The 16,131-nt window shown below is 69.3% G+C and carries 20 protein-coding genes and 1 pseudogene; 18 read left to right on the plus strand and 3 right to left on the minus strand.

What is annotated here, in order from left to right:
* Positions 1 to 162 precede the first annotated feature (162 nt).
* The 16 genes from KHU32_RS02865 (at position 163) to KHU32_RS02935 (ending at position 12,379) form a co-directional block, all read left to right on the plus strand.
* Positions 163 to 492 (plus strand): ArsR/SmtB family transcription factor, encoded by a 330-nt coding sequence (locus tag KHU32_RS02865; RefSeq protein ID WP_213668522.1) that lies wholly within the window; start codon positions 163 to 165, stop codon positions 490 to 492.
* A 207-nt stretch (positions 493 to 699) separates the two neighbouring features.
* Complete coding sequence (gene coxB, locus KHU32_RS02870) at positions 700 to 1,587, plus strand: cytochrome c oxidase subunit II (protein ID WP_314076392.1); 888 nt, start codon at positions 700 to 702, stop codon at positions 1,585 to 1,587.
* 73 nt (positions 1,588 to 1,660) lie between these two features.
* Entirely contained in the window at positions 1,661 to 3,262 is a 1,602-nt protein-coding gene (gene ctaD, locus KHU32_RS02875; RefSeq protein WP_213668523.1) for a cytochrome c oxidase subunit I, read from the plus strand.
* Positions 3,263 to 3,322: 60 nt separating this feature from the next.
* Positions 3,323 to 4,276 (plus strand): heme o synthase, encoded by a 954-nt coding sequence (locus KHU32_RS02880; protein WP_213668524.1) that lies wholly within the window; start codon positions 3,323 to 3,325, stop codon positions 4,274 to 4,276.
* A complete protein-coding gene (locus KHU32_RS23260) occupies positions 4,273 to 4,398 on the plus strand; it encodes a hypothetical protein (protein WP_283771003.1) in 126 nt (41 codons plus the stop codon). The genes KHU32_RS02880 and KHU32_RS23260 overlap by 4 nt, the downstream gene beginning before the upstream one ends.
* Positions 4,395 to 5,015: a cytochrome c oxidase assembly protein gene (locus tag KHU32_RS02885; protein WP_249680516.1), complete on the plus strand. Its 621-nt coding sequence runs from the start codon at positions 4,395 to 4,397 to the stop codon at positions 5,013 to 5,015. Before KHU32_RS23260 ends, KHU32_RS02885 begins: the two co-directional genes overlap by 4 nt.
* A 205-nt stretch (positions 5,016 to 5,220) precedes the next feature.
* On the plus strand, positions 5,221 to 6,057 hold the full coding sequence (locus KHU32_RS02890; RefSeq protein ID WP_213668525.1) for a cytochrome c oxidase subunit 3: 837 nt from the start codon (positions 5,221 to 5,223) through the stop codon (positions 6,055 to 6,057).
* A gap of 109 nt (positions 6,058 to 6,166) precedes the next feature.
* Complete coding sequence (locus tag KHU32_RS02895; protein ID WP_213668526.1) at positions 6,167 to 6,901, plus strand: SURF1 family protein; 735 nt, start codon at positions 6,167 to 6,169, stop codon at positions 6,899 to 6,901.
* Positions 6,898 to 8,388, plus strand: a complete 1,491-nt coding sequence (locus tag KHU32_RS02900; protein WP_213668527.1) for a carboxypeptidase M32 — start codon at positions 6,898 to 6,900, stop codon at positions 8,386 to 8,388. The genes KHU32_RS02895 and KHU32_RS02900 overlap by 4 nt, the downstream gene beginning before the upstream one ends.
* Before the next feature lie 37 nt (positions 8,389 to 8,425).
* Entirely contained in the window at positions 8,426 to 8,794 is a 369-nt protein-coding gene (locus tag KHU32_RS02905) for a hypothetical protein (protein WP_213668528.1), read from the plus strand.
* Between the two features lie 67 nt (positions 8,795 to 8,861).
* Positions 8,862 to 9,815: a phosphogluconate dehydrogenase (NAD(+)-dependent, decarboxylating) gene (gnd, locus tag KHU32_RS02910; protein WP_213668529.1), complete on the plus strand. Its 954-nt coding sequence runs from the start codon at positions 8,862 to 8,864 to the stop codon at positions 9,813 to 9,815.
* A complete protein-coding gene (locus KHU32_RS02915; protein ID WP_213668530.1) occupies positions 9,812 to 10,321 on the plus strand; it encodes a gluconokinase in 510 nt (169 codons plus the stop codon). The genes gnd and KHU32_RS02915 overlap by 4 nt, the downstream gene beginning before the upstream one ends.
* Before the next feature lie 52 nt (positions 10,322 to 10,373).
* Positions 10,374 to 11,090 (plus strand): ribonuclease activity regulator RraA, encoded by a 717-nt coding sequence (locus KHU32_RS02920; RefSeq protein WP_213668531.1) that lies wholly within the window; start codon positions 10,374 to 10,376, stop codon positions 11,088 to 11,090.
* A gap of 30 nt (positions 11,091 to 11,120) precedes the next feature.
* Entirely contained in the window at positions 11,121 to 11,495 is a 375-nt protein-coding gene (locus tag KHU32_RS02925; protein ID WP_213668532.1) for a hypothetical protein, read from the plus strand.
* Between the two features lie 88 nt (positions 11,496 to 11,583).
* Entirely contained in the window at positions 11,584 to 11,970 is a 387-nt protein-coding gene (locus KHU32_RS02930; protein WP_213668533.1) for a hypothetical protein, read from the plus strand.
* Positions 11,960 to 12,379 carry an acyl-CoA thioesterase gene (locus tag KHU32_RS02935; protein ID WP_213668534.1) on the plus strand — a complete coding sequence of 140 codons (420 nt, stop codon included), beginning with the start codon at positions 11,960 to 11,962 and terminating at the stop codon, positions 12,377 to 12,379. The genes KHU32_RS02930 and KHU32_RS02935 overlap by 11 nt, the downstream gene beginning before the upstream one ends.
* Before the next feature lie 72 nt (positions 12,380 to 12,451).
* On the opposite strand, the gene KHU32_RS02940 is transcribed toward KHU32_RS02935, so the two are convergent.
* The 3 genes and pseudogenes from KHU32_RS02940 to KHU32_RS02950 form a co-directional block, all read right to left on the minus strand.
* Complete coding sequence (locus KHU32_RS02940; protein ID WP_213668535.1) at positions 12,452 to 13,450, minus strand: asparaginase; 999 nt, start codon at positions 13,448 to 13,450, stop codon at positions 12,452 to 12,454.
* Complete coding sequence (locus KHU32_RS02945; RefSeq protein WP_213668536.1) at positions 13,447 to 13,881, minus strand: PaaI family thioesterase; 435 nt, start codon at positions 13,879 to 13,881, stop codon at positions 13,447 to 13,449. The genes KHU32_RS02940 and KHU32_RS02945 overlap by 4 nt, the downstream gene beginning before the upstream one ends.
* Positions 13,882 to 14,011: 130 nt before the next feature.
* Positions 14,012 to 14,827 (minus strand): annotated as a pseudogene (locus tag KHU32_RS02950) (aminoglycoside phosphotransferase family protein).
* An 89-nt stretch (positions 14,828 to 14,916) separates the two neighbouring features.
* Between KHU32_RS02950 and KHU32_RS02955 the strand changes: the two are divergent.
* Positions 14,917 to 15,570: a helix-turn-helix domain-containing protein gene (locus tag KHU32_RS02955; RefSeq protein WP_213668537.1), complete on the plus strand. Its 654-nt coding sequence runs from the start codon at positions 14,917 to 14,919 to the stop codon at positions 15,568 to 15,570.
* Positions 15,571 to 15,692: 122 nt separating this feature from the next.
* Positions 15,693 to 16,115, plus strand: coding sequence for a phasin family protein (locus KHU32_RS02960; protein WP_213668538.1), 423 nt, complete (start codon positions 15,693 to 15,695; stop codon positions 16,113 to 16,115).
* Positions 16,116 to 16,131 lie beyond the last annotated feature (16 nt).

The following is a 16,131-nucleotide window of genomic DNA, read 5'->3' on the forward strand; positions in this document are numbered from 1 at the left end:
GCCGCGAAGAGAACCAGTCCTTTGCCGCCCGCCGACAGAAGCGACCAAACAGCTCTTCGCTAAACACTGAATAGCTGTTCACTTCTTCACGTCTCCAATGAAATCAATCCTTTGCAGTATCAAGGGCTTGTATTGTTCCGCAGCACGGACGAAGCTGCATGGATGGCGACAGGCGTGCGCATCGACGAGGATGAGGTGGTGGAGCTGGCGGAGATGTTCCGCCTGATGAGCGATCCCACGCGGCTCAAGATCATCCTCGCCTGCCTCGACCAACCCGTCTCGGTCGGTGCCACGGCGGAAATGCTCGCCATCTCGCCCAGCCTCGTCTCCCACCATCTGCGCCTGCTGCGCGCGGCGCGGCTCCTGCAGGCGGACCGTCGCGGAAGGCAGGTCTTCTACATGGTGGGCGATCCGCACATCCGCTCCATGCTCACGGACATGGTCGACCATGTGGCCGAGGGCGGCGACGGAGAGCTGATCGAAGCGGGCTGAATTCGCTGAAATTCAATCCAGCCGCGCAGAAGCGAGGCTTGTAGCGACTTTTGGCTGCTTCTATGGTCCGGGCGCGGCGCGGCGACCTTCGCCACATGGCTTCCCCTGAGGCGAAACGACGCGATACGCTTGAAATTGGCGGCCGATGGGGTTGCCGGGCGGCCCCCTCCCGGGCGTCGCCTCCAGTTGAAGGCAGGGTGCGACGGCGTGATCGGGCGTATCGGACGAAATCTCGGATTGGCGGTGCTCGCGGCAGCGAGCGTCTCCGCAGCGCAGGCTCAGGACATGGTCGGTGCGCCGCAGCCCTGGGGCATCGGCCTTCAGGCGGCCGGCGGCCCCATCAAGGAACGCATCCACGACTTCAATGATCTGCTGCTGTGGATCATCATCATCACCACGGTCTTCGTGGCGGCCCTGCTTGCCGTTTGCCTGTGGAAGTACAACCACAAGACCAATCCGGTCGCCTCGCAGAACAGCCATAACACCGCGCTGGAAATCGCCTGGACGGTCGTTCCGGTGCTGATCCTGCTGGTGATCGCGATCCCGTCCTTCCGCCTGATCTACTACCAGGACCGCGCGCGTGACGCCGACCTGACGATCAACGTGACGGGCCGCCAGTGGTACTGGAACTACGCCTATCCGGATAACGGCAACTTCAACTTCGACAGCCGCATGGTCGCCGACGCCGATCTCCAGCCCGGCCAGCTGCGCAACCTCGATGTCGATGAGCCGCTGGTGGTGCCCGTGAACCGCACGATCCGCATCATCACCCACGGCCAGGACGTGATCCACAGCTTCTTCGTGCCCTCGCTCGGCGTGCAGCGCTACAGCATCCCCGGCCGGACCATCGAGACCTGGATGCGCGCCGACCACACCGGCACCTTCTACGGCCAGTGCAACCAGATCTGCGGCACCAACCACGCCTTCATGCCGATCGTGGTGCGCGCCCTCCCGCAGGCCGAGTTCGACGCCTGGGTCGCCAGCGCCCGCACGCGCTTCGCCGATTCGACGGGCGCCGCCCCGGCCCCGGTCGCGATCGCCGAAGCTGCCCGCGGCAATGCCGGCACCGAGGTCCAGCTCGCCGCGCGTCAGTGACGCGCGGCCATCCGATTTGAACAGCTTCACCCGCCTCCGGGCGGGCTACTGAACAGGAAAGGCGACCCTCGACATGGCCAGTTCCGCCAATGCGCATGGGCATGATGACCACCACGATCACCACACACCAGGTTTCGTGAGCCGCTGGTTCTTCAGCACGAACCACAAGGACATCGGCACCCTCTACATCATCTTCTCGCTCATCGCCGCGATCGTCGGCATCGGCCTGTCCTTCCTGATGCGGCTCGAGCTGCAGCAGCCGGGCATGCAGATCTTCTCCGATGGGCAGATGTGGAACGTCTTCGTCTCCGCCCACGGCCTGATCATGGTCTTCTTCGTGATCATGCCCGCGCTGATCGGCGGCTTCGGCAACTGGTTCGTGCCGATCATGATCGGCGCGCCGGACATGGCCTTCCCCCGCCTGAACAACATCAGCTTCTGGCTGCTGGTGCCGGCCTTCCTGCTGCTGGCCGGCTCAATGTTCGTGGGCCAGGGTGCTGGCGCCGGCTGGACGATCTATCCGCCGCTGTCGGACGACACCTACCAGTCGGGCATGTCGATGGACATGGCGCTCTTCGCGCTCCACCTCGCGGGCGCCAGCTCGATCCTGGGCGCGGTGAACTTCATCACCACCATCTTCAACATGCGCGCCCCGGGCATGACCCTGCACAAGATGCCGCTCTTCGCCTGGTCGATGCTGGTCACCGCCTTCCTGCTGCTGCTCTCGGTGCCGGTCCTCGGCGGCGCGATCACCATGCTGATCACCGATCGTAACTTCGGCACGTCCTTCTTCGACCCGGCCGGCGGTGGCGACCCGGTGCTGTTCCAGCACCTGTTCTGGTTCTTCGGCCACCCCGAAGTGTACATCATGATCCTGCCGGCCTTCGGCATCATCAGCCACGTGATCTCGACCTTCTCGAAGAAGCCGATCTTCGGCTACCTCGGCATGGCCTACGCCATGGTCGCCATCGGCGTGGTCGGCTTCGTCGTGTGGGCGCACCACATGTACCAGTCGGGCATCGACGTCGACACGCGCGCCTACTTCATGGCCGCGACGATGGTCATCGCCGTGCCGACGGGCATCAAGATCTTCTCCTGGATCGCGACGATGTGGGGCGGCTCCATCCGCCTCGAGACGCCGATGCTCTTCGCCGTCGGCTTCATCTTCCTGTTCACGGTGGGTGGCGTCACGGGCGTGGTGCTGGCCAATGCCGGCGTCACGCAGATCCTGCACAACACCTACTACGTGGTCGCGCACTTCCACTACGTGCTCAGCCTGGGTGCGGTGTTCGGCATCTATGCCGGCATCTACTACTGGATGGGCAAGATGAGCGGCTACCAGTACTCGGAGACGCTCGGCCGCATCCACTTCTGGATGACCTTCATCGGCGTGAACCTGACCTTCTTCCCGATGCACTTCCTGGGCAACCAGGGCATGCCGCGCCGCTACCCGGACTACCCTGACGCTTTTTGGGGCTGGAATCTGGTCGCCTCGCTGGGTGCCTATATCTCGGTCGCGAGCTTCCTGTTCTTCTTCTACGTGATGTTCGACACCTTCCGCCGGAAGGTCCGGGTGCCGGGCAACTACTGGGGCGAAGGCGCCACGACCCTGGAATGGCAGGTCAGCAGCCCGCCGCCGTTCCACACCTTCGACGAACTGCCGCGGATCAGGTAAGACCCCGGCTGCGGCGCCCGGCCCCTTATCGGGCGCCACACGGGAACCGATATGAGTGACATGACGGCAAACGGTGAAAGGGGGGCGCAAGCCCCCCTTGATGCTTCTGGAACCCTCCCGCTCGACACCTCCGAGGTGCGGGACTGGATCACCCTGCTCAAGCCACGCGTGCTGTCCCTGGTCGTCTTCACCGGGGTCATCGGCCTGGCGGTGGCGCCCGGCCACCTGCACCCCATCCTCGCCGTGACTGCCATCCTGTGCATCACGATCGCGGCCGGCGCCGCCGGCGCCATCAACATGTGGTACGACCGCGACATCGATGCGGTCATGCGCCGCACCCAGAAGCGGCCCATCCCGACGGGCCGGATCGGCGCCGACGCCGCCCTGGCCTACGGCATCCTGCTCGCGATCGGCTCCATCGGCCTGATGGGCCTGGCCACCAACTGGCTGGCCGCCATCGTCCTGGCGGGCTCGATCGGCTTCTACGTCTTCATCTACACCATGTGGCTGAAGCGCCGGACGCCCCAGAACATCGTGATCGGCGGCGCCGCCGGCGCCTTCCCGCCCCTCATCGGCTGGGTCGCGGTGACGGGCCAGATCGACGCGGTGCCGCTGGTCCTCTTCGCCATCATCTTCATGTGGACGCCGCCCCATTTCTGGGCCCTGTCGCTCTGGGCGCATCAGGACTACCAGCGCGCCGGCGTGCCCATGCTGCCGGTCATCTCCGGCGCCCGCGAGACCCGGCGCCAGGTGCTGATCTACACCATCCTGCTGGTGCCGCTCACGCTCGCGCCCTGGCTGATGGGCTTCAACACGGTCGTCTATGGCGTTGTCGCTGCCCTGCTGGGCGCCAACTTCCTCCGCCACGCCTGGCTCGTCTGGAAGGATGAGCAGGATGCGTCCGGCGTCTCCCTGCAGGGCGACGCGGCGGCCAAGAAGTGCTTCAAGTACAGCGTCTACTACCTGTTCCTTCTCTTCGCCGCCCTGGCGGCTGACCGGTTGATCCTGGCATGACCCCTGACGAAAAGTCCCTGTTCGAGCGTCGCCGCCGCGGGCGGAACTGGGCCATCCTCGTGGCGCTCGTCGGTCTCGCGCTGCTCTTCTATCTCATCTCGATGGTGAGGCTTGTCCGATGATCCCACGTCCCGACCCCGCCACCGTCTCGAAGCGCAACCGCCGGGTGGCCTTCGCCGCCGCGGGTTTCGTGACCTTCATGGTCGGCCTCTCCTTCGCCGCCGTGCCGCTCTACACGATGTTCTGCCAGATGACCGGCTATGGCGGCACGCCGATGCTAGGCCAGGCCGCCCCCGGGGCGCAGGCCGATTCGCGCAGCATCACCATCCGCTTCAACGCGAACACCCATCCCTCCCTGCCCTGGCAGTTCGCCCCGCAGCAGCGGTCCATGGACCTTCGCCTCGGCGAGGAAGGGATGGCCTTCTACGAGGCGCGCAACCTGACGGACCAGAGCGTCTCCGGCGTCTCGACCTACAACGTCACCCCCGAGATCGTGGGCCGGTACTTCCACAAGACCGCCTGCTTCTGCTTCGAGGACCAGACGCTGGAGCCCAACCAGCGCGTGGACATGCCGCTGGCCTTCTGGGTGGATCCCCGGATCGCCGAGGACCCGCAGACGCGCGACATCCGCACCATCACGATCAACTACACCTTCTTCCGCAGCCTGCATGACGCGGAGCGGGCCGGGGCGCTGGCCAATGCCGGCGAGCATGTCGGGAACGCGCGCTTCCAGCGCTGAGGCTTCCCGCTTTCCAGATCGCGGCGGCGCCATCGCGCCCCGCGCCGGGCGAAGTTCCTCCGCCGCCCGCATCGACGCGGCCTGACGCGCCTTTCAGGCCGGATATCAACGCCCCGCACCTTGATTCCGCGCACGTTTCCATGGATGGTGCGACGCGATTGACCGGCGCTGACTGGCGCCGGAACGACACTGTGCAGGATCGAGCATGGCCAGCAACGTTGAGGGGCACGCCCCCTACAAACACCCGTACCACCTGGTGGACCCGTCGCCCTGGCCGCTGCTCAGCGCCTTCTCGGGCGCGACGCTGCTGTTCGGCATCGTGCTCTTCGCCCATGAGAACATCCACTGGGTCCTGGGCGTCGGCGTCCTGGCCCTGCTGGCCTGCATGTTCTTCTGGTGGCGCGACGTCCTGCACGAGAGCCGGAACAGCTTCTACCACACGGCGGTCGTGCGGCTGGGCCTGCGCTACGGCATGATCCTGTTCATCACCTCCGAGGTGATGTTCTTCGTGGCGTTCTTCTGGGCCTTCTTCCACTTCGCCCTGTACCCGGCCCATGTGTCGGGCGCCGTGAACGCCATCTGGCCGCCGGCCGGCACGTTGACCTTCGATCCGTTCGGCCTGCCCTTCCTGAACACCATGATCCTGCTGCTCTCGGGCTGCACGGTGACCTGGGCGCACCACGCGCTGATCCAGGGCGACCGCAAGGGCCTGGTGCGGGGCCTGGCGCTGACGGTGCTGCTCGGCATGACCTTCTCGGCCCTGCAGGCCTGGGAATATGCCGAGGCGCCCTTCGCCTTCCATGGCGGCGGCATCTACTCCTCGACCTTCTTCCTGGCGACGGGCTTCCACGGCTTCCACGTCATCGTCGGCACCATCTTCCTGGCGGTCTGCCTGTTCCGCGCCATGCGCGGCGGCTTCACGCCGGAGCGCCACTTCGGCTTCGAGGCGGCCGCCTGGTACTGGCACTTCGTGGACGTGGTGTGGCTCTTCCTCTTCGTCACCATCTACTGGTGGGGCGCAGGCGAGATCGCGCATCACTGATCTTTTGGGCCGGCTCAGCCGGCCCAAATTTTATCTGCCCCGGGTTTTTCCTTCCCGGGGCAGCTGAACTTCCGAAGGGCCCCCGGGGCCCGGCAAGGGGCACCGTTTCGTGAGCCGCCCTCTCCCCTGGCAGCGCATCGTCCTGCCGAGCTTCTTCGCCCTCCCGATCCTGGCGGTGCTGCTCGGCCTCGGGACGTGGCAGCTCCACCGCCTCAGCTGGAAGCAGGGCGTCCTCGCCGAGCTCGCCGTCGCCGCCACCCGCCCGCCGGTTCCCGCCGTGGCCGAGACGCCCGCCTTCACCCGCATCACCGCCACCGGCCGCTTCCGCCCGGGCGCCGAGGCCATCTACGGGCTGGAGGTACGCGGCACCACGCTCGGCGGCAGCCTCGTCACCGTGCTGGATCGCCCCGGCGACCAGCCTCCCCTGCTCGTGGAGCGCGGCTGGGTGCCGCTGGAGGGCGGCCGGATCGATCGCCCGGAGGGCGAGGTCACCGTCAGCGGCTATGCACGGCCCACCGAGCGCCACGGCTTCCTCGCCGCCCGGGACGATGCCGCCGCGAAGCGCTATTACACCTTCGCCGTCCGCGACATGGCCGCTGCCCTGGGCGCCCCCTATGCGCTGGAATACGCGCTGACCGTGGTCCTTCCCCGGGGTGGCCCGGCCGCGCCCAGCGGCCTCGGCAGCACGCCCGCGCCCTGGCACGGCGCGCTGCCGGATCCGGCGACGGGCTTTCCCGAGCCGAACAACCCCCATCTCGGCTATGCCATCACCTGGTTCGGCCTCGCGGGAGCCTGGGTGGTGATCTTCCTCCTCTGGTCCCGGAAGCGATTGAGCGAGACATGAGCCAAGCCGCCTATCAGCGCGTCACGCAGCGCCTCTCCCGAATCGGCGCCCTCGGCGAGGCCGCGGCCGTCCTGCACTGGGATGCCAGCACCATGATGCCGCGTGGCGGCGGCGAGGCGCGCGGCGAGCAGCTCGCAGCCCTGGCCGGCCTTTCGCACGAGCTCTTCACCGCCCCCGAAATGGCGGCGGACCTCGCCCAGGCGACCGCCGAGGGCGAGTGGCAGGCCGCCAATCTCGAGCTCATCCGCCGCAGCCACGCCCGCTCCGCCGCGCTCTCGACCGAGCTCGTCGAGGCCGCCGCCCGCGCCAATTCCGCCTGCGAGAAGGTCTGGCGCGACGCCAAGGCGCGTTCCGACTTCGCCGCCGTGCGCCCCTATCTGGAGGAGGTGCTGCGCCTGCAGCGCGAGACCGCGCAGGCGCTTTCGGCGGTGACCGGCCTTTCGGCCTACGACGCGCTGATGGAGAGCTACCAGCGCGGCGTCACCGCCGCCGAGATCGAACCCATCTTCGACGCCTACGAGGTCTTTCTCCGCGAGGCCCTGCCCCGCGCCGAGGAGATCCAGGCGAAGCGGGGAACGCCCATTCCCCTGACCGGCCCCTTCCCTGTCGGTAAGCAGCGCGAACTCTGCCGCAGCCTCTCGCTGCGGATCGGCCTCGAGGCCGACCATTCGCGCCTCGACGAAAGCCTGCATCCCTTCTGCGGTGGCACGCCCACCGACGTCCGCATCACGACCTTCTACAGCGAGGCCGACCCCGCCAAGGCGCTGCTCGGCGTGCTGCACGAGACCGGCCATGCCCTCTACGAGCGCGGTCTGCCCGAGTCCTATGCCCGCCAGCCCGTCGGCGAGGCGGCCGGCATGGCCGCGCACGAGTCGCAGAGCCTGATCGTGGAGATGCAGGCCTCGCGCTCCGACGCCTTCCTCTCCTTCCTCGGCCCGCAACTGCAGGCGGCCTATGGCGGCGATCCCGCGGCCTATGCGGTGCAGAACCTCGCCGGCCTGTGGCGCCATGTCTCGCGCGGCTTCATCCGCGTGGATGCGGACGAGCTGACCTATCCCGCCCATGTCATCCTGCGCTTCCGGTTGGAGCGCGCGATGATCGAGGGCCGCCTCGCCGTCGCCGACCTGCCCGGCGCCTGGGCGGAGGGCCTGAACTCCCTGCTCGGCATCACCCCGCCCGACGACGCGCGCGGCTGCCTGCAGGACATCCACTGGCACGATGGCGGCTTCGGCTATTTTCCGAGCTACACGCTGGGCGCCATGGCCGCCGCGCAGCTCATGAAGGCCGCCCGCGCCGCGACGCCGGGGCTCGACGCCGCGCTCGCCCAGGGCGACATGGCGCCGCTGCTCGGCTGGCTGCGGAAGAAGGTGCATTCCCAGGGCTCGCGCCTCGGCTTCCAGGACCTGCTGCGCGCCGCGACGGGCAAGCCGCTCGATCCCCAGGATTTCCAGCAGCATCTGACGGCCCGCTATCTTGTCGAGGCGTGAGGCACAAACGGACCCGCGGCAGGAGCGGGGCTTCCGGATGAGGTGGGCCGTCCTGCTCCTGGCTCTCGGCGTCGCCGCCTGCGCGGCCACGCCGCCGCCGCCACCACCGCCACCGGAGCGCAGCCAGGTGCAGAACCGCCGCCGGCCCGTCATGCGCGCGCGCGCACCGGCCCGGACGCCGGCCCCCGCCCTCCCTCAGGAAAGCGTCCCGGACAGCCCCGCCACGGCCGTCCCCATCATGGTATCGCCCGAGCCGCCTACGCCCCAGTTACCCGCGGAAACGCAGCGGGAGCAGCGGCAGGAACGGGACCGCCGCGCCTTCGTCGTCTGCATCGAGCGGGGCATGGAGGATATGCCGGCCTGCCTGCAGGACTATGGCGCCACGGGCGTGGTCCCGAGCGAGTAAGCATGGAAGCGCTCTCGCCTGCCGCCGCGGGCCGTGTAGCATCCGGAGCAACGGAGGAGAGACAGGCATGCAGCTCGGCATGATCGGATTGGGGCGCATGGGCGCCAATATCCTGCGGCGCGTGATGACGGCCGGGCATGTCGGCGTGGCCTATGACCGCGACGCCGGCGCCGTCGCGGCCCTCGTCGCGGAGGGCGCGCAGGGCGCGTCCTCGCTGGCCGATCTCGTCGCCAGCCTCAGCGCCCCGCGCGCCGTCTGGGTCATGCTGCCCGCCGGCGAGGCGACGGAGGCCACGCTGCGCGAGCTGCACGGCCTGCTCCACGAGGGCGACATCATCATCGAGGGCGGCAATTCCTTCTGGAAGGATTCCGCCCGCCGCGGCGAGGAGGCGGCCGCGCATGGCCTGCACTATCTCGACATCGGCACCTCCGGCGGCGTCTGGGGCCTCAAGCGCGGCTATTGCCTGATGATCGGCGGCGAGACGCAGGTGGTGCGCCGGCTCGACCCCATCCTGGCCGCGCTGGTGCCCGGCGAGGGTTCGGCGCCTCCCACCGAGGGCCGCGAATCCCGCGATCCGCGCCCCTCCAAGGGTTATGTGCATTGCGGCCCGAACGGCGCCGGCCACTATGCCAAGATGGTCCATAACGGCATCGAATACGGCATGATGCAGGCCATGGCCGAAGGCCTCGACCTCATGCGCGCCGCGCCCTTCGAGCTCGACCTGCCGGACATCACCGAGGCCTGGCGCCGCGGCTCCGTCGTCTCCTCCTGGCTGCTGGACCTGACGGCGCAGGCCCTGGCCTACGACCCCGACCTCGCGGAATACAGCGGCCATGTGAGCGACAGCGGCGAGGGCCGCTGGACGGTGGACACGGCCGTGGAGCAGGCGGTGCCGGTGCCCGTGCTGGCCGCCGCCCTCTTCGCGCGCTTCCGCTCCCGCCAGGAGGCGAGCTTCGCCGACAAGGCGCTGAGCGCCATGCGCAAGGGCTTCGGCGGCCATCTGGAGCCGAAGAACGAATGAGCCTGCCCGCTCCGGCCCGGCACATCCTGGTCATGGGCGTCTCCGGCTGCGGCAAGTCGACCATTGGCGCCCTGCTGGCCGAGGCCCTCCGCCTTCCCTTCGCCGATGCCGATGCCTTCCACCCGCCCGAGAACGTCCAGAAGATGTCGGCCGGCATCCCGCTCACCGATGCCGACCGCTGGCCCTGGCTGGACGCGCTCGGCACCTGGCTGGCCACCGAGGAGAAGGGCGGCGTCGTCGCCTGTTCCGCGCTGAAGCGCACCTATCGCGACCGCCTGCGGGGCTGGGTGCCGGGGCTGCGCCTCGTGCACCTGGCCGGCGCGCCGGCGCTCATCGCGGCCCGGCAGGGCGCCCGCGAGGGGCATTTCATGCCTCCCAGCCTGATGGCCAGCCAGTTCGCCACCCTCGAGGCCCCCGGCGCGGAGGAGCAGGCGCTCATTCTCGATATCGCCGCCTCGCCCGAAAGCGTGGCGGCCGAGGCCGCGGCGCGGCTTGGCGCGCGTTGACCCGGAACAGGCCGCGTCATAACAGGCAAGGGACGTTCCCGGAGAAGCTCCCATGTCCCTGTCTGCCGCCAACAAGGCCAAGCTCGAGAAGATCACCACCGCCACGCTGACGACGGTGCTGCTCAAGAAGGGCCTCCGCAACGTCTGGATGCGCGGCGCCGCGCCCTTCTCGCCCACCGCGCAGGGCGTGCGCCTGGTCGGCGAGGCCTTTACGCTGCGCTTCGTCCCCGCCCGCGAGGATCTCGCGACGCCGGCGAGCTGGGCGAGCCCGATCAGCACCCGCGCCGCCATCGAGGCGATGCCCGAGGGCTGCATCGCGGTGGCCGACGCCATGGGCATCACCGATGCCGGCATCTTCGGCGACATACTCTGCGCCCGCCTCAAGAAGCGCGGCGTGACGGCGCTGGTGACCGACGGCGCGGTGCGCGACGTGGCCGGCGTGAACGGCACGGGCCTGCCGGTCTGGTGCGCCGGCGGCGCGGCCCCGCCCTCCGTCGCCGGCCTCACCTTCGTGGCCTGGCAGGAGCCGATCGGCTGCGGCGGCGTGGCCGTCTTCCCGGGCGATGTGATCGTGGCCGATGCGGATGGCTGCGTGCTCATCCCCAAGGACCTGGTCGAGGCCGTGACGGACGAGGCGGTCGAGCAGGAGCGCCTGGAAGCCTGGATCATGGTCCAGGTCGAGAACGGCGTGGCGCTGCCCGGGCTCTATCCGGCGAATGCCGAGAACAAGGCGAAGTACGAGGCCGACAAGGCCGCCGGCCGCGCCTGACGCGTCCATTTCCGGAGGAGAAGCGATTCCATGAAGAAGGTCATCCTGGCCCTGGCCGGCGCCGTCGCGCTGGCCGCCTGCTCCTCCGAACCGCCTGACGACCAGCCGGCGACGCGCACCGCATCCCGGGCGTCCTGCGATGCGACGCTGCGGGTGACCAATTCCAGCTCGCGCCCGGTGCAGCAGGTCTTCTTCTCGGATTCCGCGCTCTCCTCCTTCGGCCGCGACCGGCTGGGCCGAAGCATCCTCGATGTCGGCCAGTCGCGCGACCTCCAGGCCGACAGCCCCGGGCCGCACGACTTCCGCATCGTCCGCGCGGATGGCACCACCTCTGACCTCCGGCGGGCGAACATCTGCAAGAACACGCAGATCGTCATCACGAATTTCGGCGTCGAGGCGCGCTGATCGCGCGCCTCGCCCCCTGGACGAAGGGGCCGCGCCCGGGGGAATATATGCGGATTACATGATTCCACGGCGAGGCGGAGAACAGCGCGTGAAGAGACTGACGGCGATTGCGGCCCTGGCCGGCGCAACCCTCCTGGCCGGCTGCGTGCAGCCCCAGCCCTATGTCCAGCCGGTGATGGTGGCGCCGATGGCCCCCGCGCGGGTCTGCGACACCAGCTTCCGGGTGGTGAACAACTCCTCCTACATCGTGAACCAGCTCTATTTCAGCCATTCGTCGCTGGGCAGCTGGGGCGCGGACCAGCTCGGCGCCTCGATGCTCTATCCCGGCCGCTACGTGAACTATCGCGCGAGCAACCCCGGCGCCTACGACTTCCGCGTGGTGTGGAACAACGGCCGCGCCGCCGAGATCCGGGGCGTGAACCTCTGCGTCGCCAGCCAGATCACCGTCACGAACGCCGGCCTGCGTGCCAACTGAGGCGAGCTTCCCGTTCTGGACGGACGAGAAGCTCCGCATCCAGGACACGGATCTCAACGGGCATGTGAACAACGCCGCGATCGCCAGCCTCTGCGAGGCGGGTCGCGGCGAGATCATCTTCGCCGTGGCGGGCGATGCGCGCACCCGCCCGCTGGCGGCCGCGCTCCGCCGCGTGACGATCGACTACCTGTCCGAGGTGCACTACCCCGGCCGGGTGCGCATCGGCAGCGCCATCGCCCGCGTGGGAAACACCTCGATCACCATCCGGCAGGAGCTCTTCCTCGGCGAGCGGCGCTTCGCCGCGGCCGAGAGCGTGATCGTCTTCATGGACCGCGTCACGCGGCGTCCGGCGCCCCTACTGGACGCCTGGCGCGAGGCCGCCGAGCGCTTCGCGCCCGTCGAGGCCTGAACCGGGAAGGGTCGTCGGGCGTTTCCGCCCGACTTGAAAGCGCTTTGCCCGGCGCGGCGCCGTTCCGGTGGCTCAGTATTCCGCGAAGATGCGGTTCAGCTCGTCCAGCTTCCGCGTCACCGTCAGACCGAGCATCAGCAGCACGCGCGCCTTCTGCGGGTTGAGGTTGTCGGCGTTCACGAAGCCGGCCTCACGCATACGCGTCGTGTAGAACATCCGCCCCGAGCCCGCCCGCGTGCTCGCCGCGATGGGCGTGCCCGCCTTCATCGCCGCGATCATCGTCTCGCCCATGGCGGGGCTGACGAAGCTGGGCGCGAAGCCCGCGGAGACGAGGCCCTGGGCACCGGCCGCGACGAAGGCCTGCACCGCCGCACCGTCGGCGCCCGCATAGGAATAGACGATGTCGACGCGCGGCAGGCTCTCCAGCCCGCGCACGTCGAACTCCGTCTCCCGCCCCGCCTTGCGCAGGGGCCGGCGGTACCAGGCGATGGCATCGGCGTCGACATGGCCGAGGCAGCCGAAATCCGGGCTGCGGAAGGTCTGCATCCGGCTGGTGCTGGTCTTCGTGACCTCGCGCGCGGCATGGATCTCGTCATTGAGCAGGACCAGCGCACCAAGGCCGCGCGCCCGCTTGTCGCCCGCCACGCGGCAGGCATTGGCGAGGTTCATGCCCGCATCGGAGGACAGCCCGGTGGAAGGCCGCTGCGCGCCGACCACCACGACCGGCACCTCCACCTTCACGGTCAGCGAGAGGAAATAGGCGGTCTCCTCCAGCGTCGCGGTGCCGTGGGTGATCACGATGCCGTCGATGTCCGGGTGCTTCGCGACCGTCTCGTCGCAGAGCCGCACCAGCTCCAGCCATTCCTGCGGGCCGAGCGCGGTGGAGGGCACCGCGCGGTAGGGGATGGCGATCACCTCCGCCACCTCGGCCACCTGCGGCCAGAAGGCCAGCAGCTCGGTGGCACTCATCACCTTCCCGAGCGTGCCGTAGTCGGCGATGTCGAAGGGCCCGCGCCCCATGGAGCTGATGGTCCCGCCCGTCCCGATCAGGGCGATCTTCGGCCGGCTCATGCCGAAGCCTTCCGCTCGAGGATCGCGGTGGTGAGGCGCGAGACGCAGAAGAGCTCGCCGTCGTCGCGGCGCAGCTCGATGTTCCAGACATGCACGCTGCGGCCGATCCTGACCGGGGTGCAGAGCCCATGGGCCCGCCCGCCCTTCGGATTCGGGCGGAGATGGTTGGCGTTCACCTCCAGCCCCACCGCGTGGAAGCCGGGGTCGCAGGCCATCATCGAGGCGAGGCTGCCCAGCGTCTCGGCCAGCACGACGGAGACGCCGCCATGGATGATGCCGAAGGGCTGCACGTGGCGGCCGTCCACGGGCATCACGCCCTTCACGAAGTCGGCCCCGATCTCGGTGATCTCGATGTCGAGCAGCGTGTTCACGCTGTCGCCCCATCGGGCCTGGAGGGCCTCGATCGTGGTGGGTTGACGCCAGATGCTCATGGATCGCCTTTCGCTCGCCTCGCTCGTTCCGGAATTCGTGCCGTCATGATCCGGGATGGGGCCAGAGAACCCCGGCCCGGCCGCGCCGGCAAGGCGGCGAGGCCAAGGAGACGGGGGGTAAGGGATGTCGTCAGGCGCGATCCAGCTCGGCCTCGGCCAGGGCCGCGACCTGGAGGTCGATCGCCGCCAGCTCGTCGCCGTCCCCGAGGAACCAGGCCGCCGAAAGCCCGGTCCAGGCGAGGATCCACCGCAGCAGGCGGCGGCGCTCCATCCCGGCCGCCTCCGCCACCACCTCCAGGCGCCGCGCGAAGCGGCCGGGCAGGGTCGCGACGGGCTGCGTGGGGTCAGCGAGGTCCGGATTGGTGAAGATATTCGCGAAGTCGAAGCCGCGCTCGCCCCACAGGCCATGGGGATCGATGGCCAGCCATCCCCGCGCCCCGAAGTCGAGCACGTTGTCGTGATGCAGGTCCCCATGCAGGGCGCCCACCTCGCGCGGGCCGGCCAGCAGGTCGCGCGCCGCCGCCGCGCAGCGCGACAGGATGCCTCCATGCGTGGCGGCGGCCGGGGCCAGCTCCCGGAACCAGAGATCGAGCGGCACCAGCTCGGGCAGCGGCGGCAGCCGGGGCGCATGCAGACGGGCCGCCACGCCGCAAAGGAGGCGGCATGCCTCGTCGTCCTAGCCAGCGCGGGCCATCCGGGCCAGCGATCCGGGTCCGGTGGCACGCTCGAGCAGCAGGGCCCCGTCGTCCCGGGCCAGCACGCGGGCGGCGCCGTCGCCCTCCCACCAGGCCATCAGCGCCCCGCCGCGCCGTTCGTCCTCGCCGGCGGCGAGGCGGAGCATGGCGGGCCGCCCGAGATGACGCACCGGCAGCAGCCGGGCCACCCGGGTCTCGAGGGAAGCGCCGTCCGGCGCGAGGTTCCAGCGGCGCAGATAGGCGTCGAACATGCGCCGGAAGCTATCGCGGCCCGGCGCGCGCGACGAGGCGGAGAGGCTTGGCGCTTGCGCCGGGCGGATTGCGGCACGATCTTTCGGGCATGACCGCTCTCACCTCCCCCGATGCGATCCTCCCCGCCTTCTGGCGCGTCCTGGCCGAACGCGGCTGGCACGGCGTGACGATGCGCGCCATCGCCGCCGAAGCGGGCCTGCCGCTCGCCGAGCTGCGCCGGTCCTTCGAGGGTCCCTGGGCCCTGCTGGAGGCCCATGGCCGCACGGTGGACGCCACCGTGCTCGAAGGCACCGTCGACGACCCCGCGGCTTCCGCCCGGGATCGCCTCTTCGACGTGGTGATGCGCCGGCTGGACGCCCTGCAGCCGGATCGCGCGGGCGTGATCCGGCTGATGCGCGATCTGCCGACCGCGCCGCTGCTCGCGATCTGGCTCTCCACCCGGATGCTCCCTTCGATGGCCTGGATGCTGGAGGCCGCGGGGCTCGACGCCACCGGCCCGTCCGGCCTGCTGCGGGCCAAGGGGCTCGGCGCCATCTGGCTCGCCGCGCTCCGGGCCTGGGAGAAGGACGAGAGCGCGGACCTCTCCTCGACCATGGCCGCGCTGGACCGCGCGCTGGACCGGGCCGACCGGATCGCGCGGACCTTCGGTTTCGCGGAAACATCGCGTGCCTCCGCGATCGAGTCCGAGCTAGGCTCCAACGCGCCGACGGGCGGTGCCGATCCGCAGCCCCAGGCCCTTTGAGACGTTGAGCCCAGTGGACCGGCTACTTCCCCAAGCCTGCCGGGTGTAGGGTTCGGCCGATCAGGACTGCAATCCAATCGGCCTGGACCGCCCCGGTCCGGGCGATCTGTCGGGAGGCCACCATGTCGAGCAACTTCAATCCGGACGAGCTGATGAAGATCTTCGGTTCGCTGAAGATGCCCAACATGCCGGACTTCCAGGCCCTGGCCGAATCGCAGAAGCGCAACCTCGAGGCCCTGACCTCGGCGAACCGGCTCGCCATGGAAGGCGCGCAGGCGGTGGCGCGGCGCAACATGGAGATCATGCAGCAGGTCATGGGCGAGATGAGCCAGGCCGTGCAGAGCCTCTCCGCGACGGATGATTCGCCCCAGCACAAGGCCTCGCTCCAGGCCGAGATGATGAAGAAGGCCTATGAGCGCGCGGTGGCCAATATGCAGGAGGTCGCCGAGCTCATCCAGAAGTCGAACGGCGAGGCCGTCGGCGTCCTCAACCGCCGCTTCAGCGAGGCGCTCGAGGAAGTGAAGAGCCTCGTCCACAAGGGCTGACGAGGCCCGGGAGGGG

Origin of the sequence: Roseococcus pinisoli (assembly GCF_018413645.1) — a bacterium.
Taxonomy (GTDB): Bacteria; Pseudomonadota; Alphaproteobacteria; order Acetobacterales; family Acetobacteraceae; genus Roseococcus; species Roseococcus pinisoli.

What these genes read in the sequence shown, in the direction of transcription:
- KHU32_RS02865 (WP_213668522.1), top strand. Translation starts at nt 163, where the DNA reads ATGGCGACAGGCGTGCGCATCGACGAGGATGAGGTGGTGGAGCTGGCG.
- ctaD (WP_213668523.1), top strand. Translation starts at nt 1,661, where the DNA reads ATGGCCAGTTCCGCCAATGCGCATGGGCATGATGACCACCACGATCAC.
- KHU32_RS02880 (WP_213668524.1), top strand. Translation starts at nt 3,323, where the DNA reads ATGACGGCAAACGGTGAAAGGGGGGCGCAAGCCCCCCTTGATGCTTCT.
- KHU32_RS23260 (WP_283771003.1), top strand. Translation starts at nt 4,273, where the DNA reads ATGACCCCTGACGAAAAGTCCCTGTTCGAGCGTCGCCGCCGCGGGCGG.
- KHU32_RS02885 (WP_249680516.1), top strand. Translation starts at nt 4,395, where the DNA reads ATGATCCCACGTCCCGACCCCGCCACCGTCTCGAAGCGCAACCGCCGG.
- KHU32_RS02890 (WP_213668525.1), top strand. Translation starts at nt 5,221, where the DNA reads ATGGCCAGCAACGTTGAGGGGCACGCCCCCTACAAACACCCGTACCAC.
- KHU32_RS02900 (WP_213668527.1), top strand. Translation starts at nt 6,898, where the DNA reads ATGAGCCAAGCCGCCTATCAGCGCGTCACGCAGCGCCTCTCCCGAATC.
- KHU32_RS02905 (WP_213668528.1), top strand. Translation starts at nt 8,426, where the DNA reads ATGAGGTGGGCCGTCCTGCTCCTGGCTCTCGGCGTCGCCGCCTGCGCG.
- gnd (WP_213668529.1), top strand. Translation starts at nt 8,862, where the DNA reads ATGCAGCTCGGCATGATCGGATTGGGGCGCATGGGCGCCAATATCCTG.
- KHU32_RS02915 (WP_213668530.1), top strand. Translation starts at nt 9,812, where the DNA reads ATGAGCCTGCCCGCTCCGGCCCGGCACATCCTGGTCATGGGCGTCTCC.
- KHU32_RS02920 (WP_213668531.1), top strand. Translation starts at nt 10,374, where the DNA reads ATGTCCCTGTCTGCCGCCAACAAGGCCAAGCTCGAGAAGATCACCACC.
- KHU32_RS02925 (WP_213668532.1), top strand. Translation starts at nt 11,121, where the DNA reads ATGAAGAAGGTCATCCTGGCCCTGGCCGGCGCCGTCGCGCTGGCCGCC.
- KHU32_RS02940 (WP_213668535.1), bottom strand. Translation starts at nt 13,450, where the DNA reads ATGAGCCGGCCGAAGATCGCCCTGATCGGGACGGGCGGGACCATCAGC.
- KHU32_RS02945 (WP_213668536.1), bottom strand. Translation starts at nt 13,881, where the DNA reads ATGAGCATCTGGCGTCAACCCACCACGATCGAGGCCCTCCAGGCCCGA.
- KHU32_RS02955 (WP_213668537.1), top strand. Translation starts at nt 14,917, where the DNA reads ATGACCGCTCTCACCTCCCCCGATGCGATCCTCCCCGCCTTCTGGCGC.
- KHU32_RS02960 (WP_213668538.1), top strand. Translation starts at nt 15,693, where the DNA reads ATGTCGAGCAACTTCAATCCGGACGAGCTGATGAAGATCTTCGGTTCG.